The sequence below is a fragment of the Nocardia sp. NPDC003183 genome, from assembly GCF_053590715.1.
Genome location: NZ_JBSFTG010000009.1, coordinates 187,307 through 213,386, shown reverse-complemented (window position 1 = coordinate 213,386; position 26,080 = coordinate 187,307). Strand labels below are relative to the sequence as shown.

Genomic DNA, 26,080 nt, shown 5'->3' with positions numbered 1-26,080 from the left:
CGAAGGTCACCGTGAAGAACGAGCAGCACGTCGATTCCCGGTGGTCGAGTCGCGTCCGGCCGCCTCGGGAGCTGGTCGAACTCGGCCGGGCGCAGCGGGACGACGGTGCTCGGCAACATGCCCGAGGTCGGCGCCAAGGGATGTCGGTGGGCGTACGTAGGATCGCCTGGTGAGCGAACGCCCTGCCTCGGTGCATCTGGTCCTCGGCGACGAGGAACTGCTGGTCGAACGTGCGGTTGCGATGGTGACCGCGCAGGTGCGGGCCTGTGCGCCCGATCCGGATTCGGTACCCGTCGACCGATTGCGCGCCGGTGACGCCAGCACGGCGGAACTGGCCGAGTTGCTCAGCCCCTCGCTGTTCGCCGAAGACCGGGTGATCGTGCTCGAGTCGGCAGCGGAAGCGGGCAAGGACGCGGTCGCGGTGATCACCGAGGCTGCGGCCGATCCGCCCGACGGTGTGGTGCTCATGGTTCTGCACTCGGGCGGCGGACGGGCCAAAGCGCTGGCACCCGCACTGCAGAAGAAGGGCGCGACGGTCCACGAGTGCACCAAACTCAACAAGGGCGCCGAGCGCGTGGAGTTCGTGCGAGGCGAGTTCCGGGCCCTCGGGGTCAAGGTCTCGACCGAAGTCGTGCAAGCCTTGCTCGAATCGGTCGGTTCGGAGCTGCGTGAATTGGCCGCCGCCTGTTCACAATTGGTGTCCGATACCGGTGGCAAGGTCGACGCGAACGCGGTCCGCCGCTACTACTCCGGCCGGGCCGAGGTCACCGGCTTCGACGTCGCCGACCTCGCGGTCGCCGGCGACCGTCCCGGCGCGATGGAAGCCCTGCGCTGGGCCACCGACCGCGGCGTTCCCCACGTTTTGCTCGCCGACGCCCTCGCCGACTCGGTCCACACCATCGCCAAAGTCGGCTCGGCAGGCCGCGGCGACCCGTTCGCCCTCGCCCAGAAGCTGGGTATGCCCCCCTGGAAGATCAAGAAAGCCCAAGCCCAAGCCCGCGGCTGGAACCCCACCACCATCGGCACCGCCCTACAGGTGGTAGCCACCCTCAATGCCGACGTCAAAGGCGGCGCCGCCGACGCCACCTACGCGGTGGAACACGCCCTCGCCCGCATCCTCGACCTCCGCGCCACTGGCTGACCAGCGCGGCTGAGCAGGCGCGCCGCACCGCCATCCAATCGGGATCCAATCGCGATGTCCGGTCGCTCTCGCGGCTGGCACAGTTGATCATGAGATGGTTGAGCCGAGTGGTAGCCGGGATGGACGAGGCGGGCGCGGTCGACGCGGTCGGGGATCGGCGGGGCGGGTAGCTCGGCGGGTGGTGCAGGTGGTCGCGGCGGTGTTGTCGGCCACGGTGGTGGTGGTCACGGCATATGGGTGGTCGACGGCGGGGAGTTTCGATGCGGGGTTCCTGCGGTCGCGGGCGATCGGTGACGACGCCCCGCACTCACTCGGGGGCGATCTCAACATCCTGCTGATCGGGTTGGATACCCGCCGCGATCAGAACGGCAACGAGCTACCGGCCGAGGTCCTCGAGCAACTGCACGCCGGCGACGGTGACGAAGGCGGATACAACGCCAATACCCTGATCCTGGTGCATATTCCGGCGTCGATGGACAAGATCGTCGCGGTGTCGATACCGCGCGACGACTATGTGCCGGTCACCGGGATCCCGGGCTACACCCACGCCAAGATCAAGGAGGCGTACGGGTTGAAGAAGGCGGCCGTGCAGGACCGGCTGATCGCGCAGGGCATCACCGATCAGCGGAAGCTGGAACAGGCGGGCAGGGAGGCGGGGCGGGCCGCTACCGTGGCCGCGGTCCGGGATCTGACAGGCGTGCCGATCGACAGGTTCGCCGAGGTGACCCTGGCGGGCTTCTACGAGCTGGCCGCCGCGCTGGGCGGCGTGGAAGTGTGTTTCAACAAGCCGGTCCAGGACTCCGAGTTCTCCGGCGCCGATTTTCCCGCCGGCCGCCAGCAGCTGAATCCCGCACAGGCGCTGGCTTTCGTCCGGCAGCGGCACGGGCTGGAGAACGGCGATCTGGACCGAACCCACCGCCAGCAGGCGTTCCTGACCTCGGTGGCCCGCCAGCTTCGCAGCGCGGGCACCCTCACCGACCCGCGCAAGCTCTCGGCACTGATGGATGTGGCGCATCGCAATATCGTGCTGTCGGACGGCTGGAACATGACCGAATTCGTCCGCACCCTGGGCGCCGCCGACGATCCCGAGGTCGAGTTCCGCACCTTGCCGGTGCTGCGCTACGACGTGATCAACGGCCAGGACGTGAACATCGTCGACCGGTCGGCGATCCGCCGCGAGATGGCCGCGGCCTTCGGTATGCCGGTCCCGGCCTCCACCACGGCCAGGCGCACCGGACAACGCACCGAACCGCCTGCCGCCTGGTCGTCGGAGTCGACAGCGGGCGCTTGGCAGACCAGCACGACCACGTCGGCGCCACAGACTCCCGACGCGGGCAGGCCGGTCCGCAGCGACATCACCTCGGGTCAGGTGCCCTGCGTGAACTGACTACTCGCCGGCGACGACCAGCGAGACGTCCACATCCTCGTCGTCGTCGAGGTCGTCGTAGCGTCCCTCCCACTCGTCGTAGAGGGGAACCTCGTCCTCACGGGTGACGATCCACGCGGCGCCGTAGCCACCGTCCTCGTCGGGCACCATCACATTTTCGACCTTGAGACCGAGGCCCAGGATCTCCGCCGCGCGGATCACCTCGGCCAGGTCATCGCCTCGTACCACCGTCTGATTCGCGTACACCGTCAGCATGGCGCGAATGGTAGCCGGTGGAAGGGAACGACAAAAGCCGCCGTGGTCATCGAGGCCACGGCGGCTGCGTCTTGCGAAGTATTGCCAGCGAGCACCAGGCTCGCCGTCGATCAGATCTTGTTCAGAGCCAGCGCGAGCGCGGACTTCTTGTTGGCCGCCTGGTTGGCGTGGATGACGCCCTTGGACGCGGCCTTGTCGAGCTTGCGGCTCGCGAACTGCAGCTGCTCAGCAGCCTTTTCCTTGTCACCGCTGGAGGCAGCTTCACGGAAGTTGCGGATCGCGGTGCGCAGCGCGGACTTGACCGACTGGTTGCGCTTGCGCGCTTCCTCGTTGGTACGGATCCGCTTCATCTGGGACTTGATGTTGGCCACGCCTGTATCCTCTGGTTTCCTGTCGCTGGGTGGTATTCCTTGAAAGCTCGTCGGGCGCGCGCCCACGATGCAGCAGATGGTGCTGAACTACGGGTAACACCGCGCCGAAGATCGAGGTTACCAGCTCGGCATCCCCCGGCGAAATCGGCCCTCGATCCACTCGGCCGGGCGAGCGGGCGCCGATTTCACCCGTTTCAGGTGATGCAAAGAATTTACCTGTGTCACACACGACCCTGCCGCCGGGTGATGCACAGTTTTTGTCATGACCTCCACCACTGCGCCGAGTACGGCTCGATCTGCATCACCGGCGATGGTGAGAACGAACGGCCATCCGGCAGCCACCCACACCGGATTGTTCGAGGGATATGGCCCCGGCCGCTTCGCCGACGCGTTCGACGAGATGTTCGACGCATCGGGGAAGGTACGGGCGCCCTACAAGGGCATCCACGCCGCGATGGCCGCCAATGATGTCGATGACCTGGCCAAACGATCGGACGCGCTGGACCGTGCGTTCATCGACCAGGGCATCACCTTCTCGCTGTCGGGCCAGGAGCGCCCGTTCCCGCTGGATCTGGTGCCGCGGGTGATCGCCGCCGCGGAGTGGGCCAAGCTCGAACGCGGCATCAAACAGCGGGTGACCGCGATGGAACTGTTCCTGGCCGATGTCTACGGCGAGCAGAACATCCTGCGTGATCAGGTGATCCCGAAGCGTCTGGTCACCTCGTGCGAGCACTTCCATCGCGAGGCCGCCGGGCTGGTCCCGCCCAACGGCGTGCGCATCCACGTCTCGGGCATCGACCTGGTCCGCGACGAAAAGGGCGACTTCCGGGTGCTGGAGGACAATCTGCGCTCGCCGTCGGGGGTGTCCTATGTGATGGAGAACCGGCGCACGATGGCTCGGGTCTTCCCCGACCTGTTCTCCTCGCACCGGGTGCGCGCGGTGGGCGACTATCCGGGCCACCTGCTGCGCGCGCTGCGGGCCTCCGCGGCGCCCAACGAGGTCGACCCGACCGTGGTGGTGCTCACGCCGGGCGTGCACAACTCCGCCTACTTCGAGCATTCGCTGCTGGCCCGGCAGATGGGTGTGGAGCTGGTGGAGGGTCGCGACCTGTTCTGCCGCGACAATGTCGTCTACATGCGCACGACGGCGGGGGAGCGTCAGGTCGACGTGATCTACCGGCGCATCGACGACACCTTCCTCGACCCGATGCACTTCCGCCCCGATTCCGTGCTCGGCGTCGCCGGCGTGCTCAACGCCGCTCGCGCGGGCAATGTGGTGATCTCGAGCGCGGTGGGCAACGGTGTCGGCGACGACAAGCTCATCTACACCTACGTGCCCAAGATCATCGAGTACTACCTCGGCGAGAAGCCGATCCTGCCCAATGTCGACACCTTCCGCTGCTGGCTGGACGACGAACGCGAGGAGGTGCTCGACCGGGTCGGCGAACTGGTGGTCAAACCGGTCGAGGGTTCCGGTGGCTACGGCATCGTGATCGGGCCCGACGCCTCGCCGCGCGAGCTGGAGACGATCAAGCGCAAGATCAAGGCCGACCCGCGTGGCTGGATCGCCCAGCCGGTGGTGCAGCTCTCGACGGTGCCGACCAAGATCGGTGACGATCTCGCGCCCCGGCACGTGGACCTGCGCCCGTTCGCGGTCAACGACGGGGACGACATCTGGGTGCTGCCCGGCGGTCTCACCCGGGTCGCGCTGCCGGAGGGCTCACTGGTGGTGAACTCGAGTCAGGGCGGCGGCAGCAAGGACACCTGGGTGCTGGCCGGGCGCTCGGGGACCGAAGACCGGGAACTGGCCGGACCCGAGCTCGTCAGCGAACCGCCGCAAGCGGATTCGTTCGAGCTGGGTCGCGAACTCAGCACCCCGCAGGCCAATCAGCAACAGCAGCAACAGCAGCAGACACAGCGGTTGATCGGGGAATAGAGACATGCTTGCTCGAAACGCCGAATCCCTCTACTGGATCGGCCGATACGTCGAGCGCGCCGACGACACAGCGCGCATCCTGGACGTGGCGGTGCACCAACTGCTCGAAGACGCCACTGTCGACGCGGACCGCACGTCTCGCGTGCTGCTGAAGGTGCTCGGGATCGAACCACCCGAGGGCCTTCGCCTCGACGTGTGGTCGGTCACCGATCTCGTCGCCTACAGCCACGACCACGGCGTCTCGATCAGTGACTCCATCACCAAAGCCCGCGAGAACGCCCGCGGCGCACGCGAAGTCACCTCGAGTGAGATGTGGGAGTGCCTCAATGCCACCTACAACGGCATGGCCGCGGCGGAGCGGGCGGCGCGTGGCCTCGGTCCGCACGAGTTCTTCTCCTACATCAAGGGCAGGTCGGCGATGTTCACCGGACTGACCGACTCGACCCTGAGTCGTGACGACGGCTACCGCTTCCTGCTGCTCGGGCGTTCCATCGAACGCGTGGACATGATGGTGCGCCTGCTGCTCTCGCGCGCCGGTGACAAGACCTCCTCGCCCGCCTGGGTGACGGTGCTGCGCTCGGCGGGCGCGCACGACACCTACCTGCGCACCCATCGCGGCGCCCTCGACGCGGCCAGAGTCGCCGAGTTCATCCTGATCGACCGCCTGTTCCCGCGTTCGGTGTTCCACACGCTGCGCGTCGCCGAGGCCTGCCTGACCGAGCTGGATCAGCGGCCGGGCAGTCGCGTCGGCGCGCGGCACGAGGCGCAACGGGTGCTCGGACGCGCGCGCAGCGAACTCGAGTTCCTGCCGCCGGGAGTGTTGTTGGAAGATCTGCAGAGCCGCCTGCTCGCCCTGCAGAAATCGTGCCGTGAGCTCAGTGAAGCCGTGTCACGCCAGTACTTCCATGCCGCCCCGTGGGTGGCGTGGACCGACGTGCGCAGCAAGCAGGACAGCCGCGTGCAGGTAGAGGGAGAGCTATGAGTTGGCGGATCAGGGTGGTGCACACCACCGGTTATGTCTACGACGCGCCCGTGACGCGCTCGTTCAACGAGGCCAGGCTCACCCCGCGCGCCGACAGCAGGCAGAACGTGATCCTCAATCGCGTCGAAACCGTGCCCGCCACCAGGGCTTATCGCTACACCGACTACTGGGGCACCGCCGTCACGGCCTTCGACCTGCACGCACCGCACACCGAACTCGAGGTGACCGGGTCCTCGGTGGTCGAGACCGAACCGTTCGCCGAACCCACCGAGGAACTGAGCTGGGACGAACTGCAGGGCGGGCGGGTCGTCGACCGGTTCGACGAAATGCTCAGTCCCACCGCCTATGTGCCGCGCGATCGCAAACTGTCGACGGTGGCGCGTCAGCTCTCGCGCGGTGAGGAGCCGGCCAAGGCGGTGGTGCGCGCGGCCGAGTGGGTGCACAAGGAGATGGACTACATCGCGGGCACGACCTCGGTGCACACCTCGGCGCTGCAGGCCTTCGCCGAGCGTCGTGGCGTATGCCAGGACTACGCCCACCTGACACTGGTGCTGTTGCGCAGCATGGGAATTCCCAGTCGCTACGTGTCCGGGTACCTGCATCCGAAGCCGGGTGCGGCGATCGGCGAAACGGTGGCGGGCCAGTCGCACGCGTGGATCGAGGCGTGGACCGGGCAGTGGTGGGGCTACGACCCGACCAACAATCTCGCCGTCAACGAGCAGCACGTGTCGGTCGGCGTCGGTCGTGACTACGCCGATGTGCCGCCGTTGAAAGGCGTGTTCTCCGGCGGCGGCTCGACAGACCTGGAGGTCGTTGTGGAGGTCACCCGGCTCGCGTAGTGTCCGAGAGGCTCGTGCGGACCCCGCTCGCCGCGGGGTTTATTCCTCCCGGAGAGGTGGCGGCCGATGTCTCCCACTGCACAGGAACTCGTCGAAATCGAAGTCGTCCCGGAGCCGAAGAAGTGGGTGGCCGAGGCGCTCGGCACCTTCGTCCTCGTGGTCTGTGGCGTCGGCACGATGGTGCTGGCGGGTGATCGGGTGGGCCCGCTCGGTGTCGCCTTCGCCTTCGGACTGTCGCTGCTGTTCCTGGTCTACGCGATCGGGCCGATCTCGGGCTGCCATGTCAACCCGGCTGTCACGCTCGGGCACATGTTGCTCGGGCGGATCAGTGCGATCGGCGCGGTCGGCTATGTGATCGCCCAGGTGGTCGGCGCGTTCCTCGCCGGACTGGTGGTGTTCGCGTTGGCCAACAATCTGCCCGCCTACGACCGGCCGGTCGACGGTCTCGGCGCCAACGGCTGGGGTGCGCACAGCCCGTCGGCGGTGACCGGTCCGCTCGGTGATGTGGTGGTGCAGAACGGGTACGGCTTGGCGGCCACCATCATCATCGAGGTGATGCTCACCGCGCTGCTGGTGTTCGTGGTGCTGGCCTCGACCGACCAGATCTCCGATGTGCCGCTGGCCGGGCTCTCGATCGGCGTCACGCTCACGGTGATCTACCTGGTCTCGCTGCCGATCGACAACACCTCGGTGAACCCGGCGCGCAGCCTGGGCGTCGCGCCGTATCAGGACGGGGCGATGGGGCAGATATGGGCGTTCATCGTGTTCCCGCTGATCGGCGGGGCGCTGGGCGCACTGCTCTACGGCCTGATCTTCGGCCGGTCCAAGGACGTGCACTCCTAGCTACGAACCGTCGAACCCCGATCCGGATGTCTCCGGGTCGGGGTTCGATTGTCGTTCAGCTCCAGCTGTATTCGGCTACCAACCGGTGCGCGACCAGATCGAAGGTCTTGCGCTCGACGATCGCGCCCTCGCGCCGGATGCCGTCCTCCGGCACGTCGAGTACCCGGTCCAGCCGTACCCAGCTCGGCCTGCCGTCGTGATCCCATGGGCCGGTGCCGATGCCCACCCAGTTGTGGTCGTGGGCGCGGTCGGCCTTCGACGACAGCATCAGTCCGAGCAGAGTCTTGCGGTCGCGCCCGACCACCAGCACGGGCCGGTCCTTGCCATTGGTCGGGTCTTCCTCGAACGGCACCCAGGTCCACACGATCTCCCCGGGGTCGGCGCGCCCGTCGAGCTGCGGGCAGTAGACGATCTGGCGGGCGCGATGCGCCGTCGGTACGGGGGTCGAGGCCGTCGGGCGCACCGCGACGGCGGGTCCCTGCTTGGTAGCCAGTGCGTCCACCAGCTTCTCGAGCAGTCGTGGCCCCTGCTTGCGCACGATTTTGGGCCCCTGCTCCTTGGCGATGACGCCGAGCTGCTTGCCGAGACTGTTCCAACTGCTGGCCATCTGTGAAATATAACGCCGACTCGCACTTCGGTGCACCGGTGACAGGGCCCGGGCTCGCAGGAATGACGCGGTCGGGTGCACCGGTGCGAGTGGAGTAGCTGGGCGCATGGGACGATGGGCGCAGTTCGCCTATACCCCGCGAGGAGTGGAGTGGCTTCCAGTTTTGCCGATACGACGTTCACCGATCCGTCCCGGATCCGGAACTTCTGCATCATCGCCCACATCGACCATGGCAAGTCGACCCTGGCCGATCGGATGTTGCAGCTGACCGGTGTGGTCGAGGAGCGGGCCATGCGTGCCCAGTACCTGGACAGGATGGACATCGAGCGTGAGCGCGGCATCACGATCAAGGCGCAGAACGTGCGGTTGCCGTGGCAGGTCGACGGCACCGACTACGTCCTGCACCTGATCGACACCCCGGGCCACGTCGACTTCACCTACGAGGTCTCTCGCGCGCTCGAGGCCTGTGAGGGCGCGATCCTGCTGGTCGACGCCGCCCAGGGCATCGAGGCGCAGACTCTCGCGAACCTGTATCTGGCGCTGGAGAAGGATCTCACGATCATTCCGGTGCTCAACAAGATCGACCTGCCCGCCGCGGATCCCGATCGCTACGCCGCCGAGCTGGCCCACATCGTCGGCTGCGAGCCGGGCGACGTGCTGCGGGTCTCGGGCAAGACCGGCGTCGGCGTGACCGAACTGCTGGACAAGGTGATCGAGGCCGTCCCCGCCCCCGTGGGCGACGCCGACGCACCGGCCCGCGCGATGATCTTCGACTCGGTCTACGACACCTACCGGGGTGTGGTCACCTACATCCGCGTGGTCGACGGCAAGATCTCCCCACGCGAGAAGATCAAGATGATGTCGACCGGCGCGACCCACGAACTGCTGGAAGTCGGCATCGTCTCACCCGAGCCGAAGGCCACCCAGGGACTCGGCGTCGGCGAGGTCGGTTACCTGATCACCGGCGTGAAGGACGTGCGCCAGTCGAAGGTCGGCGATACCGTCACCAGCGCCCGCAACGGCGCCACCGAAGCGCTCACCGGCTACCGCGAGCCGCGCCCGATGGTCTACTCCGGTCTGTACCCGGTCGACGGCTCCGACTATCCGGATCTGCGTGACGCGCTGGACAAGCTGCAGCTCAACGATGCCGCGCTCACCTACGAGCCGGAGACCTCGGTGGCGCTGGGCTTCGGCTTCCGCTGTGGCTTCCTCGGTCTGCTGCACATGGAGATCACCCGCGAGCGGTTGCAGCGCGAGTTCGGTCTCGAGCTCATCTCCACCGCACCCAACGTGGTGTACCGGGTGGAGATGGAGGACGGCACCGAACACGTCGTCACCAACCCGTCGTACTGGCCGGAGGGCAAGTCGCGGCACGTGTACGAACCCATCGTGAAGTGCACCGTCATCTCGCCGAGTGAGTTCATCGGCTCGATCATGGAGCTGTGCCAGCAGCGTCGCGGCGAACTGGGCGGCATGGACTACCTGTCCGAGACCCGCGTCGAGCTGCGCTACACCATGCCGATGGCCGAGATCATCTTCGACTTCTTCGACCTGCTGAAGTCGCGCACTCGCGGCTACGCCAGCCTCGACTACGAAGAGGCGGGCGAGCAGGAAGCCGATCTGGTGAAGGTCGACATCCTGCTCCAGGGTGAGGCCGTCGACGCGTTCAGCGCGATCGTGCACCGCGATGCCGCGCAGGGCTACGGGCACAAGATGACGACCAAGCTGCGCGAACTGATCCCGCGTCAGCAGTTCGAGGTGCCGATCCAGGCCGCGATCGGCGCGAAGATCATTGCCCGCGAGAACATTCGGGCGATCCGCAAGGACGTCCTCGCCAAGTGCTACGGCGGCGACATCAGCCGCAAGCGCAAGCTCCTCGAGAAGCAGAAGGAGGGCAAGAAGCGCATGAAGACCATCGGTCGCGTGGAGGTCCCTCAGGAAGCCTTCGTGGCGGCGCTGTCCTCGGATTCGGACAAGCCCAAGAAGTAGGCAAGCTCCCAGAACGACCGCTCAGGCGCCGGTGCTCACCGGCGCCTGAGCTATTTCCACCCGCAGGCGCACGCCGCCGAGCGGGCTGTGGGCGAGTTCGGCGGTACCGGAATGCAACTCGGCCTGCTGGCGGACCAGTGCGAGGCCGAGACCCGAGCCGGGAGAGCCGGGGCGTTTGGCGAAGCGGTCGAAAGCGGTGGGGGACAGATGTTCCGGTATGCCCGTGCCGTTGTCGTCGATGGTGATCTCGGCGCCGTTGCCGGTGGACCGTGCGGCGACGACGACCTCGGTGGCCCGGCCGTGCAGGACCGCGTTGGCGACCGCGTTGGTCACGATCAGCATGATCCCGCCGGGCAGTCCGTGTACCGGGACCGGATCGCAGGCGGTGAGCGAGATGTCGACGCCGGGATTCGCGCGGCGAGCGTTCTGCACCGCGCGGTCGAGGGTCTCGCACAGTTCGAACGGTTCGAACGCACCGTGATCGGTGAGATCGCCGACGGCGAGGCGTTCCAGATCGGTGAGGGTGCGCTCGATCTGACCCTCGGCGGCCAGCACATCGGCGAGGACGGCGCCGCGCTGGTCGGCGGGCAGTTCGGTGCCGGACAGCACCTGCAGGTCGGTGCGCATGGCGGTGAGCGGAGTGCGGAGCTCGTGGGCGCAGACGGCAGCGAAGTCGCGGGCACTGGCCAGTGCCCGGCGGGTCTCGCCGTGTGCGGTCTCGAGGCGTGCCAGCATCCGGTTGATCGCGTCGGAGAGTTCCTCGGCCTCCTTGGCGCCGCGCCCCGACAGTGGTGGCAACTCGTCGAGTGTGTCGATCTCGTGGGTGGCGGTGGCGAGTCTGCGCAGCGGGCGTGCGGCGAATCCGGCCAGCACCCAACCCAATACGGCGGCGACGATCACCCCGGCCACCCCGATGCCGAGACCGATCAGCTGGCTGCGGGTGATGGCGGCGTCGACGAGTTCGCGATCGGGATCGAGCCGCACCAGCAACCCCGGGGCGCCCTGGACCTGGGCGAGCGCCTCATCGGGTGGGGTGCCGGGGACCACGATGGTGCGCTCACGCGCTATCCCGTTGGTGGGCAACGGAACCGGGGCCGAGGGAGCCTGAAGTTCGGGTGGTTCCCCGGGCACGCCGTCGTAGCGCTGCGCGATCTGTACCCGCATGCTCGACACGGTCTGATCGAGCTGGCTCGTCCCCGTCACCTTCAGCAGCGCGGCGTAGGTCAGCCCGAGCGTGACCGCGACCAGCGCGGCCACCGCCGCCGACACCAACGCGACCCGGACCCGCAACGACCACGAGGCCCTCACGGCTGATCCCGCAGCACGAACCCGACCCCGCGCACGGTGTGCACCACCCGCGCGACACCCTCGGCCTCCAGTTTGCGCCGCAGATACGAGACGAACACATCGACCACATTGGTGTCGGTGCTGAAGTCGTACCCCCAGACGGTCGACAGGATCTGCTCGCGCCCGAGCACGATCCCGGCATTGCGCGCCAGCATCGCGAGCAGCTCGAACTCCCGTTTGGTGAGGTCGACCAGGGCTGGCCCCGCGTGCACCCGATGCCCGGTCAGATCGATCATCACCTCGCCGACCTGGATCGTGTCGGCCGGCGAGGCGGCGGTGACCGGTCTGCGTCGCAACAGCGCGCGCAGCCGCGCGACCAGCTCGCCCAGATCGAACGGCTTGGTCAGATAGTCGTCGGCACCACGCTCGAGCGCGGCGATCCGGTCGGTGACCGCGCTGCGCGCGCTGAGTACACAGATGGGGATGTCGTTGCCCATCGCACGCAGGGCGGTGACCACCCCGACGCCGTCGAGTTCGGGCATGTTCACGTCGAGCACCATGGCGTCGGGAGCAGCGGTCCCCACCAGGGAGAGTGCGCGAGCGCCGTCGGGCGCGGTGATCACCTCGAAGCCCGAGAGCTCGAGGCCGCGCCGCAGCGACGCGAGCACGCGGACCTCGTCGTCGACGACCAAGATCTGCTGTCCCGTCATGCACTCACCCTAGTGTTTTCCGCTGTTCATGCTGGTCAGAACGGTCGCGCGGGGACGATGGCGCGCTCGCCATCGGGGTGGATCCGCTGACATTCCACGGGACCGTCCATCGACGGTGCGGGGGTGCCCGGGGCCGCGCGCTCGATGTGGATCCGGCCGGGTTCCTGGCCGGGCACACCGGGAACGACGCGTTCGAAACGGACTCCGGGCTCGGCGGGCAGCGGGGGGAGACCGGGGGCGTCCCCGCCGCCCGGCGCGGTGCAGATGATCGTGGTTGCCCGGCCGTCGTCGGGGCGCTCGCCCGGATCGGCGGACGCGACGCCCGCCGCAGTGGCGGTGATCACGGCGGCACCGCCGAGTAGTGCGGCGGCCTTGACGCGGTGACGGGTGGAGAGTGCGGTCATGATCGGGCTCCTGACTGTGCGTTTCACCGACCTTCTCGGTGGACCGCACCGACGCTAGGGTTCCGATCTTCACGCTCCGTTGAGCATTCGTTAGAGTTCTCTTGGGATCGTGCGCGCCCCTGATTCCCCGGGCTCGCCGAAAGATGTTGCTCGCCATAAGGTGAGCGGGGTACCAACCGGCCTGCACGAAATGACAGGCCGATGTCCGGGAAATAGTGTTGGATGGGCCTCACTTCGCCGCTGTTTGTGGTGGGGAACCACAGCGATGCGAGTGTTGGAGCTTTGATGACGCGTGATCTGCCTTTCGATGACGGTGCCGCGCGCGCAGAGGGGTCGGAGGGGTCGGACACGGCCTACCGGATCGCCAACGGCGTAGCCCGGGTGGCCAGGGCCGGCGCCTATGTCACCGGTGGCGCGTTGGTCGCGGCCAACGGGACCACGCGCGAGCCGGGCACCAGCAATGCCGACAGCAGGTACGCGGGCTGGTCGCAGCAGACCGTTTCCACCGATCCGAGCCCGGACGCACCGAGTCCGATCGTGACCTTCCCCGACCTGGCCGTCGAGCCCCCGCCTGCCCCGGTGATTCCGCACACGGCATTCGCCGCGCCGCCCAAGCCCGACGTGTCGATGGTCGCGGCGACGGACGAATCCCCCCGGCGCCCAGAGGTTCCCGGCTCCGACGGTGATCGTGAATTCCGGATCCCCGGCAGCGACGAGCCGTCCAGCGGTATCGGCATACCGGGCTACGGGCACACGCCCGCCGGACCGGGGTACCACGACACCCCGAACCCGCTGCCCGGCACCACCCCGGACCCCGGCTTCGATCTGCCCGGTTTCGAAGGTCTTCCGGGCCACGGCAACCTTCCCGGTTTCGAGCTACCCGGCACCGGCCACGGTCTGCCCGGTTTCGACGGTCTGCCCGGCGGCGGTATCGGCATTCCGGGCTACGACGGTCTGCCCGGCAACGGGTTCGGCCTCCCCGGCTACGACAGCGTCGGGTTGCCCGGTGGCGGTTCGGCCGGTGCCAACGCGCCCGGCGGCATGTTCGACGGGATCGGCAACCTCGACGGCGCATTCGACGGTATCGGTGGCATGTTCGACGGTGTCGGCGCGATGGTGACCACCGACTGGCAGGTCGACGTCCACGTCGGGCTCGACGGCGTGTGGGCCACGTCGCAGATGAAGGTCGACGTGCAGGTCGGCCAGGTCGGCGATCAGCTCGACGACTACGGCCAGTGGCTCGGTGACGGACTGAAGGTCCCCGGCGACACGGCAGGCACCACGCCGGCCGGATCCGGCCTCGGCACTTCCGCGTCCGGCGGAACCGGTCTGGGCAACTCGTCGTCGGGCGCTCCCGGCCTGCCCGGTTCGTCCTCGTCGGGCATCGGCCTGCCCGGCACGACGGCACCCGCCGCGCCCGCCCCGGCGCTCGCGGCACCCGCGCCGGCCATCGCGGCTCCCGCACCCGCCCCGGCGACACCGTTCGCCGCGGCTCCCGCGCACGCGCCGGCCCCGATCGCTCCCGCGCCCGTGCCTGTCGCCCCCGCAGCGCCCGCGCCGGTGGCGGTCAACCCCGTGGTCAGCACGCCGTTGCAGACCACCATCCAGCCCGACGCGGCCTCCACCCCGATCGCGAATGTGTTCGGTCACCAAGCCGTGTCGCCGCTGACCGCGCCCGCGGCCTCGGTGCCCGCGCTGTTCACCCCACCCACCCCCACGAAACCCGTTGTGCTGCCCGAAGTCTCCGGTGGCGGCCACACCCCGACGACCGTGCCGGTGACGGTTCCCTCCAAGGTCCCGACGGTCGACCTCGACACCCCGACGACGGTGAAGGTGCCCACGGTCACGGCGCCGACCGCGCCCGACGTCACCAAGGTGCCGATCACCGTGCCGCCGACCGGCCACACCGGCTCGACCGTTCCGACCATGCCGACCACTCCCGACGACGACCTCACCACCAAGCCGGGGACCAGCACCGGCGGCGTGACGACCCCCTCGACCGGTGGGAGTACGCCGACCGTCGATGTGCCCAGCCAGACCACCCCGCACACCAGTGCGACGGTGCCCACCCAGCAGCCGACGGCGCCGACCAAGCAGCCGACCATCGATCCGCCGACCAAGCAGCCCACCGTCGACATCGACCCGCCGACGGTGGTCACCCCGCCGCCGGTCACCGTGCAGCCGACCGTCGCACCGGTAAAACCCCCGGTCATCGAGACCAAGCCGATCGCCGCCGAGTTCGACCAGCACGACAGCGGTTACCATGGCGTCTCGGCCGGATTGTTCGATACGGGCTTGGGTGGCGGTGATTTGCACGCAGCCGCGTTTCCCATCGAGCACCACGGGTATGACTTCGTGGTCTGACACGACGATTTCGGCCGTGTCGATGCGACGAGAGTGAGGAACAGGTGTCTGCCGCAGCCGGACTGCAGACCGCGACGGTGAAGCATCCGGATGTGATGGCTCCCGTTGTCGCGCTGGTCGACGAACTGCGGGAACTGGTCCGCTCGGGCGGCCGCAACGACCTCGATGCCCGGCTGGGCATGGTGCGGGCCAGGCTCAGCGATCCGCGGGTCCGGATCGTCGTCGTCGGCGAACCGCAGGCGGGGATGAGCACGCTGGTCAACAGCATGGTCGGGTCGCCGGTCAGTGCCACCGAGGGCAAGCCGAGCGTTCCGGTGATCGTCGAATACGGCCAGGCGCCGAAGGCGACGCTGGTGAAGTCGGCGCCGGGTGGCCGGGTCGAACGGGTGCCCGTCGATCCGCTGAATCCGCTTCCCGCCCTGACCTCGCTCGGTGTGTTGCGCGCCGAGTTCGCCGAGCCGAGTGGGCTGCTGGCCGACGGGCTCGTCGTGATGGACGCGCCCGGCTCGACCGCGCACGAGGCGGCCGCCTGGTCGATGATCGCCGCCGCCGATGTCGTGCTCTACGCCGCCGACTCCGCCGCCGAGCTCACCGAGGCGCAGCTGGACTACCTGCGCCGGGTCGAGCAGGTGTGCCCGTCGGTGGTCTGCGTACTCACCAAGATCGACCGCAACCCGCACTGGTCGCTCACCCAGCGACGCAATCGCGCGCTGCTCGACGGTGCCGGGCTGAACTTCGCGGTGGCTCCCGTCTCGGGTCTGCTGCACCGAGAGGCCGCCGAGCGCGGCGACCAGCAGCGTGATGCCGAGTCGGGCGTGCCCCAGCTCATCGATCACCTGCGGGAATATGTTGTCGCCCAGGCCGATTCGGTGGCCGTGGCGGCCGCGGTGCGCGATATCGCGCTGATCACCGATCAGCTCACCGTCACCCTGCGGGCCGAGTCGGACACACTGCGCGACCCGCGCAGGCGCGCCGAGATCACCCAGCGCCTCGCCGCGGCGCGCACCACCGCCGATCAGCTGCGACAGCGCACCGCCACCTGGCAGGTCACCCTCGTCGACGGCAGCTCCGAGCTCAGCGCCGACATCGAACACGACCTGCGGCACCGGTTGCGCACGCTGGTTCGCGAGGCCGAGGCCGAGATCACCCGCACCGACCCTGCCCGCAAGTGGTCCGATTTCGCCTCCGAACTGGACGCGCGGATCTGTGAGGCGGTCGAGGAGAACTTCGTGATGGCGCACTACCGTGCCGTCGAGCTCACCGAGCAGGTGGCCTCGAAGTTCCCGCCCGACAACCGAACCCCGCCGCTGCCCGAACTGCGGCTGACCAACCCCGGCGAGGTTCTCGAGCCGGTGCAGCCGCTGGAACCCCTCGAAAGTGCCAAAGCCGGAGTGGGACAGCAGCTGCTCACCGCGCTGCGTGGCTCCTACGGCGGCATCCTGATGGTCGGTCTGGCCACCAGCCTGCTCGGGATGTCGCTGGTGAACTGGTATTCCGCCGGCGCGGGTGTGCTGCTCGGTGTGAACGCGCTGTGGGACGACCGCAAGCACCGCAAGCATCGCAGGCAGGCAGAGGCCAAAGTGGCCGTCGCCCGGCTGGCCGACGACGTGATCTTCCAGGTGGGCAAGGAATCGCGCAACCGCCTTCGCTCCCTGCAACGTGTGCTGCGCGACCACTACACCGAGATCGCCGCCGAAGTGGGCCGTACCGCCGACGAGGCCCTGCGCGCCGCCGAGGAGACAGGCCTGCGCTACGGCGACCATCGGGAACTGCGTATCACCGAGATCGACGCGGGCCTGCGCACGGTGGCGGGGCTACGCGCCCGCGCCGAACGCCTCGCCTACTGAGCGGGCGCCCGGTGGGGCGAAACACTGTGTCCGGCACCGGGCGAAGGCGCCGGCCGCCCCGGTCTCATGATCGGTGCGAAGGTGAGTGCGCGGGCTGGAACTGACCCGCGTTGCGCTGGTCCTCGGCCCGGATCACGTGGGTCACGGCGTTGATCAGCGCCAAGTGGGTGAAGGCCTGCGGGAAGTTGCCCAGGTGCCGCCCGGTGCGTGAGTCGATCTCCTCGGCGTAGAGGCGCAGCGGGCTGGCCAGTCCGAGCAGCCGCTCACACAGATTGGTGGCCCGTTCGAGTTCGCCGATCTCGACCAGCGCCGAGACCAGCCAGAACGAACAGATCGTGAAGGTGCCCTCCTCGCCTTCCAGGCCGTCGTCGGTGGTCTCGGTGCGGTAGCGCAGCACCAGTCCGTTGACGGTGAGGCGGTCGGCGACGGCGAGCACCGTCGCGCGGATGCGCGGATCGTCGGGCGGCAGGAATCGGGTCAGCACCACCAGCAGCAGCGAGGCGTCGAGCGTGTTGCCACCATAGGTCTGGGTGAAGATGCCCTCCGGGCTGACACCGAATTCGAGGACGTCGTCGCGGATCTCCTCGGCGATCTCGAACCACTCGGCCGCGCGCTCGTGTTGGCCGTGCAACTCCGCCAGCCGGGCGCCGCGATCCAGTGCCACCCAGCACATCACCTTCGACGAGGTGAAGTCCTGCGGTTCGCCGCGGACCTCCCAGATCCCGCGATCGGGTTTGCGCCAGTTCGCGATCGCCGCGTGCACGGTGCGTTCGAGCAGCGGCCACAGCGATTCCGGCACCTGCCCGCGCGATTTCACATGCAGGTACACCGCGTCGAGCATGGTGCCCCAGATGTCGTGCTGGTCCTGGTCGTAGGCGGCGTTGCCGACGCGGACCGGGCGCGCGCCGTCGTAGCCGGACAGATTCGGCAGCTCGTATTCGGTGATCTGCCGTTCGCCGCCGATTCCGTAGAGCACCTGCAGGGGGACCGCGTCCCCGTTCTCACCGGTGGTGACATCGTCGAGGAAGGCGAAGAAGTCGTTGGCCTCGCGGTCGAGTCCGAGGGTGTACAGGCCCCACAGCGCGAAACTCGCGTCGCGCACCCAGGTGTAGCGGTAGTCCCAGTTACGTTCTCCGCCAGGGGTTTCCGGAAGCGAGGTGGTGGCGGCGGCGAGGAGCGCACCCGTCGGCGCGTAGGTGAGCCCCTTGAGCGTGAGTGCGCTGCGCTGCAGGTAGCTGCGCCACGGATGGTCGGGGAAATCACCCTGGGTGATCCAGCGCCGCCAGCACTCGGTGGTCGCCCACATCTTCTGCGCGGCCTCGTCGTAGGTGGCGGGCGCGGGTAGCTCCGACCAGGTGAGCGCGACGAACACCTGGTCGCCCTCGGCCATCCTGGTGCGGGCGCGTGCCTCCCTACCCTCCAGGCCGAGGCGCAGATCGGTGGTGAGAATCAGCGACGGCCCACTCTCGGGATCGCTCGACGCCCGCGCGGTCGCCTGCTCGTAGACCTTGCCGGTGTACTCCCATTTGGCTCCGCGCTGGTGATAGTCGAACGAGGGCTGGCAGCTCATTTCGAGTTCGACGGTGCCGCTCACACACTTGACCGTGCGCAGCAGGATGTGTTCGGCGTCCCAGTCCATCGGGGTGCGCCGGTGGGTCTTGGACCGGGCGTTGTTGTTGTGCCACGGGCCGAGTACCAGGGTGTCGCGCACGATCAGCCAGCCGGTTTCGGTCTGCCAGGTGGTTTCCAGGATCATCCCGCCCGGCAGGTAGCGCCGCGCCGCGGGCACGTTCGTTCCGTAGGGGCCGATCCGGAAATGCCCGGCGCTGCGGTCGAGTATCGCGCCGAAAATGCTGGGGGAGTCCGGGCGTGGCACGCACATCCACTCCACCGAACCGCTGCTGGCGATCAGGCAGCTGGTTTCACAGTCGGACAGGAAGGCATAGTCGTCGATCGGGGGAAACGCGCCGCGACGGCCGCTGGAGGACACCGGACTCAGAATCGGCAGGCTGTCAGCGCTGGAAGACTCCATACCCCATCATCACGGCGGTGTGGGCGCGCGTCCACCGCTGGGGGCGGCGATCTCGGCGTATCGGCCGGTCGCGGCCGGGAATTCGCCCGCGGCCATGCGGACGGCGAGGGCGTTCACGGCGACCGACTAGGCTGGACGGCGTGCAACGCATCGCAGGTTGGTGGGACGGGTTCGAACTCTGGGTAGCCGGGCTGCCCTTCATTCCGCAGTTTCTCGTGGTGCTGGTCGGCATGGTCCCGATCAGCTTCGCCATCGCCTTCCTGCTCGACCGAAGCCTGCGTATGGCCTTCCGCCTGCTGCGCCGCGACGATCGCACCGAACCGCCGATGCCGGTCGCCCTCGCCGAACGCCCGACCGTCGGCAGCGGTGCCCGCTGATGCCACGTTCTCGCGTCCAGCTCGCGCTCATCGCCCTACTGGTCCTGGTCGTCATCGCGTGGTTCTTCACGCGCTAGTCGGCGCGAGCACCATCCCGCGCCGACACTGCGGCTAGTTCTTGCGCCAGTCGTCGAAACGTTTGCCCAGGTCGGATACCGTGCGGCCGACTTCCTGACCCACCGTGTTCACCGCCGAGCCCACGTCGCGGCCGAGGTCGCGCACTGTGCGGACCAGCAGGTCCTCGGACTGGTCGAACGACTCGCGGTAGTGCCGGGTCGCCTCCTTCACCTCCTCGCTGATCCGCGCGTTCTTGTCCTGCTCGCGACGCGGATAGCTGCCGCCGAGCACCCGCTCGTACTCGCCGGACTGGATCCAGCGGCGCAGCTCGGCCGCGCGCAGCACCGAGAACGGATGCGACTGCAGTTCCAGGTTGAGCAGCTTGAGCACGCCGTCGCGCAGGTCGCCCGAGCGCAGGTAGTCATCGGCCTGGTCGAGGAACGCGCCGTGGTTCATCTCGTGCAGCCACGCACCGCCCGCGGTCTTCATGTGCACGCGCACCGAAGCCTCCACGTCCTGGCAGCACAGCAGCCCCGCCCGGTCGCCGGACAGCTCCGACTTGCGGCTCCACTCCATCAGCGCTGCCACGATCGCGCGCAACGCCCAGCCGCCCACCGGCATCCACCCGACCGAGGCCGACAGCCGCATCAGGTGCATGAGCATCGTGCGATACACCGCGTGCCCGGACAGTGCGTGGCCGAGTTCGTGGCCGACCACGAACCGCAGTTCCTCGGTGTCCATCAGTTCGAGCAGGCCGGTGGTGAGCACGATGAACGGCTTGTCCATCCCGATGGTGAACGCGTTCACCGAGGGGTCCTGGAGTACGAACATCTCCGGTGTGGATTGCGCGTCGAGCACGCCGACGCAGTCCGCGCGCAACTGGTGCAGGGTGCGGAACTGCCGATCGTCGACCCGCACGGCGGTCGCCAGGTACATCAATCGGTGCTGACGCTCCCGCAACAATCCCGACAGCGCCCGCAGCACCGTGTCGAAGCCGCTCAGCGACCGCAGCGCCACGAGTGCGGTGCGGTCGGCCGGGTGTTCCCAAGTGCGCGTGCTGATCTCCGGAAAACGCGTGCGAACCCGGTCTGGAGCCATGGTCATAGGATGAAATCCCCCCTGGTTAGAGAACTCTCGTCGATTGCGATCATCATGGCGCAATCTGCTACAGTCTGCCTGTGTCGTCGAGTGTCGCCCCGCAGATCCGCCATGAGTTGGCGTTGATCGCTGTCGGCAACCTCGCGGTCGCAGACATTCTCTGTCGATGATCGGCCACCGGATCCGGCTGCGCGTTCTTGCCCAGTAGACTGGCGCGCGCTTTCCTTTCGCAGTCGTAGTCCGTCACTCCGGGGGCCGTTGGGCCCGAGTCGCGCCAACTGTCGTATATCCACGTACGACAGGTCTACCGATCGACACGATCTTCCCTGCCGCCACGAAAATCGTTGCGCTGCAGGTCCTTTCCCGAAAGGTACACCCCGATGTCTCGCAACACCTGGATCGGCTCGCGCCGCCGCGCCGCCGCCATCGCTCTCACTGCTGTCGCCGCGGTCGCCCTGACCGCCTGCGGCGGTGGCGCCAGCGACTCGACCGACGGCGGCGCTACCGTGGCCGACGGCAGCGGGGGCACCCTCAACCTCTACGCCTACGCGGTCCCGAAGCCGGGCTTCGACAAGGTCGTGCCCGAGTTCAACAAGACCGACGCGGGCAAGGGTGTGCAGGTCCAGGCCTCGTACGGCGCCTCGGGCGACCAGTCGCGCAAGGTCAAGGACGGCGCAGAGGCCGACGTCGTGAACTTCTCCGTCGAACCCGACATCACCCGCCTGGTCGACGCCGGTCTGGTCGAGTCCACCTGGAACGCCGACGCCACCAAGGGCATCCCCTTCGGTTCGGTCGTCACCCTGGTGGTGCGCAAGGGCAACCCCAAGGGCATCAAGGACTGGGACGACCTGCTGAAGCCGGGTGTCGAGGTCGTCACCCCGAACCCGTTCAGCTCGGGCTCGGCCAAGTGGAACCTGCTCGCGCCCTACGCCGCCAAGAGCGACGGCGGCAAGAACCAGCAGGCCGGTCTGGACTACCTGTCGCAGCTGGTCTCGCCCGAGCACGTGAAGGTGCAGCCCAAGTCGGGCCGTGAAGCCACCGAGACCTTCCTGCAGGGCACCGGCGACGTGCTGTTGAGCTACGAGAACGAGGCCATCTTCTCCGAGCGCAACGGCGACCCGATCGAGCACATCAACCCGCCCACCACCTTCAAGATCGAGAACCCGGTCGCGGTGCTGAAGAACTCGAAGAACCTGGCCAAGGCCACCGCGTTCCGCGACTTCCTGTTCACCGCTGATGGCCAGAAGGCGTGGGCGAAGGCCGGCTTCCGTCCGGTCGACCCGAAGGTCGCGGCCGAGTTCGCCAAGGACTTCCCGACCCCGGCCAAGCTGTGGACCATCGATGACCTCGGTGGCTGGAAGGCCGTCGACAAGGATCTGTTCGCGCAGGGCACCGGCAAGGTCGCCGTCATCTACGACAAGGCCACCAAGTAGGCCGTGACCCGGCTCACACGCGATACTGGACAACTGTGACTGACAGCAGTGGGCCCGCCGGGACCGGGGAGACCTCCGATCCCGGCGGCGCCGTGAAACTGGACAAAAAGCCGCCGACCTCGCGCGGACCTCGCTGGGCCTGGCTGCGCGTCACCGGGTCGGTGGGCCCGTTCGGCATCGGTGTCGCCGTGCTGTGGCTCAGCCTCATCGTGCTGCTGCCGCTGGCGGCGCTCACCGTCAGCTCCTTCGAAGACGGCTGGTCCGGCTTCTGGGACGCGGTCACCGCGCCCTCGGCGCTCGACTCGCTGAAGGTGACGATCGGCGTCTCGGTGATCGTCGCCGTGATCAATGTCGTGATGGGCACGCTGATCGCCTGGGTGCTGGTTCGTGACGAGTTCCCGGGCAAGGGCATCGTCAACGCGCTGATCGACCTTCCGTTCGCGCTGCCCACGATCGTCGCCTCGATCGTGTTGCTCTCGCTCTACGGCCCGAACAGCCCGGTCGACATCCACCTCAACGCCACCCAGCCCGGTCTGGTGGTGGCGCTGGCGTTCGTCACGCTGCCGTTCGTGGTGCGCTCGGTGCAGCCGGTGCTGATCGAGGTCGACAAGGAAGTGGAGCAGGCGTCGCTGTCGCTGGGCGCGAGCAACTGGATCACCTTCCGGCGCATCGTGCTACCCACCCTGGCGCCGGCGATCATCTCCGGCGGCGGCCTCGCCTTCGCCAGGGCGATCGGTGAGTACGGGTCGGTGGTGCTGATCGGCGGCAATATCCCGCGCGAGACGCAGATGACCTCGCAGTACATCCAGCAGCAGATCGAGGTCGACCGGCCGGTCAACGCGGCCGCGGTGTCGGTGGCGCTGCTGGTGATCTCGTTCGTCAGCCTGCTCGTGCTGCGGATCCTGGCCGAACGCACCTCGCGCAAAGAAGAGGCGGCCCGATGAAACTGTCCGCGTTCACCAGGATCTCGCTGCGCACGGTCGCGCTGGGCTACCTGCTGATCCTGCTGGTGCTGCCGTTGGTGATCATTTTGCTGCGCACGTTCGAGCGGGGGATCGGCGCGTTCATCGAGTCGATCACCACGCCCGCGGCCATCTCGGCGTTCCAGCTGTCGATGATCATCGTGGTCATCGTGGTGCCGCTGAACGTGGTGTTCGGTGTGGTCACGGCGCTGGCGCTGGTCCGGAGCAAGTTCCCGGGCCGCAGTCTGATGCAGGGCATCGTCGACCTGCCGTTCGCGGTGTCGCCGGTGGTCGTCGGTGTGTCACTGATCCTGCTGTGGGGCGCGGGCGGCTGGTTCGGCGGGCTGGAATCACTCGGATTCAAGGTGATCTTCAGCCTGCCCGGCATGGTGATCGCGACCATCTTCGTCACGCTGCCGTTCGTGGTGCGTGAGGTGGAGCCGGTGCTGCACGAGATCGGTGACGATCAGGAGCAGGCCGCGGCCACCCTCGGTGCCTCGCGCTGGCAGACGTTCTGGCGCATCACCCTGCCCGCCATCCGCTGGGGCCTGACCTACGGCGTCGTGCTCACCGTGGCCCGCGCGCTGGGCGAGTTCGGCGCGGTGATCATGGTCTCCACGGCGCTTCCCGGCAAGTCCCAGACACTCACCCTGCTGGTGCACGGCCGCTATATCAACGACCACAACACCTTCGGCGCCTACAGCGCGGCCACCCTGCTCATGGGTATGGCGCTGATCGTCCTTCTCCTGATGACTCTCCTCGAACGCAAGCGGGGCACCGAATGATCACCGTGACCAACGCGCGCAAGAACTACGGTTCCTTCGCCGCCCTCGACGATGTCAGCATCGATATTCCCGCAGGCCAGCTCACCGCCCTGCTCGGCCCGTCGGGCTCGGGCAAGTCGACGCTGCTGCGCTCGATCGCCGGCCTCGAGTCCCTCGACTCGGGCGTGGTGGTGATCGCGGGCAACGACGTCACCCACGTGGCGCCGCAGAAGCGCGATATCGGCTTCGTGTTCCAGCACTACGCCGCGTTCAAGCACATGACCGTGCGCGACAACGTCGCCTTCGGCCTGACCATCCGCAAGCGGCCGAAGAAGGAGATCGACAAGCGCGTCGACGAGCTGCTCGGCATCGTCGGACTCGACGGTTTCCAGCACCGCTATCCCGCGCAGCTCTCCGGCGGTCAGCGTCAGCGCATGGCACTGGCCCGCGCACTGGCCGTCGACCCGCAGGTGCTGCTCCTGGACGAGCCGTTCGGCGCGCTCGACGCGAAGGTGCGCACCGATCTGCGGCAGTGGCTGCGCAGGCTGCACGACGAGGTCCACGTGACCACCGTGCTGGTCACCCACGACCAGGAGGAAGCCCTGGATGTGGCCGACCGGATCGCGGTGATGAACAAGGGCCGCATCGAGCAGGTCGGTTCGCCCGAGGAGGTCTACGACCGGCCCGCCAACGAGTTCGTGATGTCGTTCCTCGGCGCGGTCGCCCGGCTCAACGGCCACCTGGTCCGCCCGCACGACATCCGCGTCGGGCGCGATCCGAGCATGGCGATGGCCGAACACGAGGGCACCGCCGAATCGGCGGGCGTCACCAGGGCCACGGTGGAGCGGATCGTGCGCCTCGGTTTCGAGGTGCGCCTGGAACTGCGCAATGCCGCGACCGGTGACCAGTTCGCCGCCCAGGTCACCCGCGGTGATGCCGCGGCGCTGCACCTGACCGAGGGCGAGACGGTGTACGCCCGTGCCACCCGGATCCCGGACCTTCCCCTGGCCTGATCCTCCAGCAACGACCGGGGCCCCGCGACACCTGTCGCGGGGCCCCGGTGCGTTGTCGAGGGGTTCGCCGGCGGTCCGTGCGCGGTCCGACTGATGGGGATCGGCGCAGGTTAACCGGTACCGGCGGTCCGTCAGCCGGTTCGACGCGCTCGCCGGACAACTTTTTTTCGTGTCTCACCGCGGACCCTCGAAGACTGTGCATGACGCAGTGTCACAGGTAGAGGCATTTTTACTGGTGAGTAGCTTCCTCAACAGGGCTTTCGCCACGCCGAACACGAGAAATTCGGCATGGCATGGAGTTGACGTGACTCGGTGTAGGTGTAACCATTGGAAACAGTAAACGTCCCTAGAGGAGAGGCAGTGACGACGATGTCTGCGCCCACCACCCCTGACGTCGATCCTGTAGTCGCGGAGGCTCAGGCGTACGCCGAGAAGTTGCTGATGCTGTCCGAGGCATCGGTCGATCGCCACTTCGACCCGTTCGAGGACATCGACTGGGACGCCCCCGACTTCGATCCGAACTGCAAGCCCGAGCGCTGGGTCCTGGTCACCTCGGCCGACCCCATCGGTCGCCACCCCTGGTACCAGGCGCTGCCGCTGGACACCAAGATCGAGATCGGCAAGGTCCGTCAGGCCAACGTGGCCAAGGTCGGCCTGCAGTTCGAGGCGATCCTGATCGTCGGCATGATGCAGCACATCTTCAACCTGAAGAACAACGACCCGGAATTCCGGTACTGCTCGCACGAGATGATCGAAGAGCACAACCACACCCTGATGTTCCAGGAGATGGTGAACCGCGTCGCCGACGTGCCGGGCATGAACCCGCTCGTGCGTCAGCTGCGCCACCTGGTCTCCCCGGTCGGCGCGCTGATGCCGAACCTGTTCTTCATGGCCGTACTCGCCGGCGAAGAGCCGATCGACCACATCCAGAAGGACATCCTGCGCTCGGGTGACGACATTCACCCGATCATGCGCGGCGTGATGGCGATCCACGTGGCCGAGGAAGCTCGCCACATCTCCTTCGCGCACGAGTTCCTGAAGAAGAACGTGCCCGCGCAGCGCTCGTTCAACAAGTTCGTGCTGTCGCTGGCCATGCCGACCATCATGTTCATCCTCGGCCGGGCCATCGCGACCCCGCCGAAGACCTTCTTCAAGCAGTTCGACATGCCCGCCGACGTGCGCAAGGAGCTGTTCTACGGCTCCAAGGAGGCCAAGCAGGTCTTCGCCGATTACTTCATCGACGTGCGCGCGCTCGCCGAGGAGATCGGTCTGATGAACCCGGTCGCCCGCAAGGTGTGGAAGATGTTCGGCATCGACGGCCCGTCCAGCCGGTACCGCTCGGAGCCCAAGCGCTCCGCTAAGCACGCCGCCTGAGACGATAG

24 protein-coding genes are annotated in these 26,080 nt (G+C 67.8%); 16 read left to right on the top strand and 8 right to left on the bottom strand.

The window, feature by feature from the left end:
- Positions 1 to 169: 169 nt before the first annotated feature.
- A complete protein-coding gene (holA, locus tag ACWDXS_RS24680; RefSeq protein WP_378993787.1) occupies positions 170 to 1,141 on the top strand; it encodes a DNA polymerase III subunit delta in 972 nt (323 codons plus the stop codon).
- A 178-nt stretch (positions 1,142 to 1,319) separates the two neighbouring features.
- Positions 1,320 to 2,528, top strand: coding sequence for an LCP family protein (locus tag ACWDXS_RS24675; protein WP_449969078.1), 1,209 nt, complete (start codon positions 1,320 to 1,322; stop codon positions 2,526 to 2,528).
- Here the strand turns inward: ACWDXS_RS24675 and ACWDXS_RS24670 are convergent, their stop codons facing one another.
- The gene (locus tag ACWDXS_RS24670) at positions 2,529 to 2,783 is read right to left on the bottom strand and encodes a hypothetical protein (RefSeq protein WP_449969075.1); all 255 of its coding nucleotides are present in this window, start codon (positions 2,781 to 2,783) and stop codon (positions 2,529 to 2,531) included.
- Between the two features lie 110 nt (positions 2,784 to 2,893).
- Entirely contained in the window at positions 2,894 to 3,154 is a 261-nt protein-coding gene (gene rpsT / locus ACWDXS_RS24665; RefSeq protein WP_056821462.1) for a 30S ribosomal protein S20, read from the bottom strand.
- Between the two features lie 310 nt (positions 3,155 to 3,464).
- Between rpsT and ACWDXS_RS24660 the strand changes: the two genes are divergently transcribed.
- The 4 genes from ACWDXS_RS24660 to ACWDXS_RS24645 all read left to right on the top strand — a co-directional run bounded on the left by ACWDXS_RS24660 (position 3,465) and on the right by ACWDXS_RS24645 (position 7,754).
- The gene (locus ACWDXS_RS24660; protein ID WP_378994041.1) at positions 3,465 to 5,090 is read left to right on the top strand and encodes a circularly permuted type 2 ATP-grasp protein; all 1,626 of its coding nucleotides are present in this window, start codon (positions 3,465 to 3,467) and stop codon (positions 5,088 to 5,090) included.
- Positions 5,091 to 5,094: 4 nt separating this feature from the next.
- The gene (locus tag ACWDXS_RS24655; RefSeq protein ID WP_449969071.1) at positions 5,095 to 6,072 is read left to right on the top strand and encodes an alpha-E domain-containing protein; all 978 of its coding nucleotides are present in this window, start codon (positions 5,095 to 5,097) and stop codon (positions 6,070 to 6,072) included.
- A complete protein-coding gene (locus ACWDXS_RS24650; RefSeq protein ID WP_378637428.1) occupies positions 6,069 to 6,911 on the top strand; it encodes a transglutaminase family protein in 843 nt (280 codons plus the stop codon). Before ACWDXS_RS24655 ends, ACWDXS_RS24650 begins: the two co-directional genes overlap by 4 nt.
- Positions 6,912 to 6,977: 66 nt before the next feature.
- Positions 6,978 to 7,754 (top strand): aquaporin, encoded by a 777-nt coding sequence (locus ACWDXS_RS24645; RefSeq protein WP_379314116.1) that lies wholly within the window; start codon positions 6,978 to 6,980, stop codon positions 7,752 to 7,754.
- Between the two features lie 55 nt (positions 7,755 to 7,809).
- Here ACWDXS_RS24645 and ACWDXS_RS24640 read toward each other — a convergent pair whose 3' ends face one another.
- The gene (locus tag ACWDXS_RS24640; RefSeq protein ID WP_387447716.1) at positions 7,810 to 8,361 is read right to left on the bottom strand and encodes a type II toxin-antitoxin system PemK/MazF family toxin; all 552 of its coding nucleotides are present in this window, start codon (positions 8,359 to 8,361) and stop codon (positions 7,810 to 7,812) included.
- Positions 8,362 to 8,475: 114 nt separating this feature from the next.
- Between ACWDXS_RS24640 and lepA the strand changes: the two genes are divergently transcribed.
- Positions 8,476 to 10,350 (top strand): translation elongation factor 4, encoded by a 1,875-nt coding sequence (gene lepA / locus ACWDXS_RS24635; protein ID WP_387447717.1) that lies wholly within the window; start codon positions 8,476 to 8,478, stop codon positions 10,348 to 10,350.
- 21 nt (positions 10,351 to 10,371) lie between these two features.
- Here lepA and ACWDXS_RS24630 read toward each other — a convergent pair whose 3' ends face one another.
- Genes ACWDXS_RS24630 through ACWDXS_RS24620 form a run of 3 tightly spaced genes read right to left on the bottom strand, consistent with a single transcriptional unit; the run spans position 10,372 to position 12,751 of the window.
- Positions 10,372 to 11,658 carry a HAMP domain-containing sensor histidine kinase gene (locus ACWDXS_RS24630; protein WP_449969066.1) on the bottom strand — a complete coding sequence of 429 codons (1,287 nt, stop codon included), beginning with the start codon at positions 11,656 to 11,658 and terminating at the stop codon, positions 10,372 to 10,374.
- Entirely contained in the window at positions 11,655 to 12,347 is a 693-nt protein-coding gene (locus ACWDXS_RS24625; RefSeq protein ID WP_449969063.1) for a response regulator transcription factor, read from the bottom strand. The genes ACWDXS_RS24630 and ACWDXS_RS24625 overlap by 4 nt, the downstream gene beginning before the upstream one ends.
- Positions 12,348 to 12,382: 35 nt before the next feature.
- Complete coding sequence (locus ACWDXS_RS24620) at positions 12,383 to 12,751, bottom strand: hypothetical protein (RefSeq protein WP_387447720.1); 369 nt, start codon at positions 12,749 to 12,751, stop codon at positions 12,383 to 12,385.
- A gap of 285 nt (positions 12,752 to 13,036) precedes the next feature.
- On the opposite strand from ACWDXS_RS24620, the gene ACWDXS_RS24615 reads away from it, so the two are divergent.
- Together ACWDXS_RS24615 and ACWDXS_RS24610 are read left to right on the top strand one after the other, a co-directional pair.
- Positions 13,037 to 15,115, top strand: a complete 2,079-nt coding sequence (locus tag ACWDXS_RS24615; protein WP_378993802.1) for a hypothetical protein — start codon at positions 13,037 to 13,039, stop codon at positions 15,113 to 15,115.
- A 44-nt stretch (positions 15,116 to 15,159) separates the two neighbouring features.
- Positions 15,160 to 16,962 carry a hypothetical protein gene (locus ACWDXS_RS24610; protein ID WP_449969058.1) on the top strand — a complete coding sequence of 601 codons (1,803 nt, stop codon included), beginning with the start codon at positions 15,160 to 15,162 and terminating at the stop codon, positions 16,960 to 16,962.
- Between the two features lie 64 nt (positions 16,963 to 17,026).
- On the opposite strand, the gene ACWDXS_RS24605 is transcribed toward ACWDXS_RS24610, so the two are convergent.
- Complete coding sequence (locus tag ACWDXS_RS24605) at positions 17,027 to 18,994, bottom strand: glycoside hydrolase family 15 protein (RefSeq protein WP_449969055.1); 1,968 nt, start codon at positions 18,992 to 18,994, stop codon at positions 17,027 to 17,029.
- A gap of 140 nt (positions 18,995 to 19,134) precedes the next feature.
- On the opposite strand from ACWDXS_RS24605, the gene ACWDXS_RS24600 reads away from it, so the two are divergent.
- Entirely contained in the window at positions 19,135 to 19,371 is a 237-nt protein-coding gene (locus tag ACWDXS_RS24600) for a hypothetical protein (RefSeq protein ID WP_378993808.1), read from the top strand.
- Between the two features lie 111 nt (positions 19,372 to 19,482).
- Here ACWDXS_RS24600 and ACWDXS_RS24595 read toward each other — a convergent pair whose 3' ends face one another.
- Positions 19,483 to 20,532, bottom strand: coding sequence for a M48 family metallopeptidase (locus tag ACWDXS_RS24595; protein WP_379315189.1), 1,050 nt, complete (start codon positions 20,530 to 20,532; stop codon positions 19,483 to 19,485).
- Between the two features lie 74 nt (positions 20,533 to 20,606).
- Between ACWDXS_RS24595 and ACWDXS_RS24590 the strand changes: the two genes are divergently transcribed.
- The 6 genes from ACWDXS_RS24590 to ACWDXS_RS24565 all read left to right on the top strand — a co-directional run bounded on the left by ACWDXS_RS24590 (position 20,607) and on the right by ACWDXS_RS24565 (position 26,072).
- Complete coding sequence (locus ACWDXS_RS24590) at positions 20,607 to 20,696, top strand: Ms4533A family Cys-rich leader peptide (RefSeq protein ID WP_019045829.1); 90 nt, start codon at positions 20,607 to 20,609, stop codon at positions 20,694 to 20,696.
- 210 nt (positions 20,697 to 20,906) lie between these two features.
- Positions 20,907 to 21,959: a sulfate ABC transporter substrate-binding protein gene (locus ACWDXS_RS24585; protein ID WP_449969050.1), complete on the top strand. Its 1,053-nt coding sequence runs from the start codon at positions 20,907 to 20,909 to the stop codon at positions 21,957 to 21,959.
- A gap of 92 nt (positions 21,960 to 22,051) precedes the next feature.
- Complete coding sequence (cysT, locus tag ACWDXS_RS24580) at positions 22,052 to 22,903, top strand: sulfate ABC transporter permease subunit CysT (RefSeq protein WP_378637744.1); 852 nt, start codon at positions 22,052 to 22,054, stop codon at positions 22,901 to 22,903.
- Complete coding sequence (cysW, locus tag ACWDXS_RS24575; RefSeq protein ID WP_378993813.1) at positions 22,900 to 23,706, top strand: sulfate ABC transporter permease subunit CysW; 807 nt, start codon at positions 22,900 to 22,902, stop codon at positions 23,704 to 23,706. The genes cysT and cysW overlap by 4 nt, the downstream gene beginning before the upstream one ends.
- Complete coding sequence (locus ACWDXS_RS24570) at positions 23,703 to 24,698, top strand: sulfate/molybdate ABC transporter ATP-binding protein (protein ID WP_378993816.1); 996 nt, start codon at positions 23,703 to 23,705, stop codon at positions 24,696 to 24,698. The genes cysW and ACWDXS_RS24570 overlap by 4 nt, the downstream gene beginning before the upstream one ends.
- Before the next feature lie 360 nt (positions 24,699 to 25,058).
- Positions 25,059 to 26,072: an AurF N-oxygenase family protein gene (locus tag ACWDXS_RS24565; RefSeq protein ID WP_378993818.1), complete on the top strand. Its 1,014-nt coding sequence runs from the start codon at positions 25,059 to 25,061 to the stop codon at positions 26,070 to 26,072.
- The last annotated feature ends 8 nt before the right edge of the window (positions 26,073 to 26,080 follow it).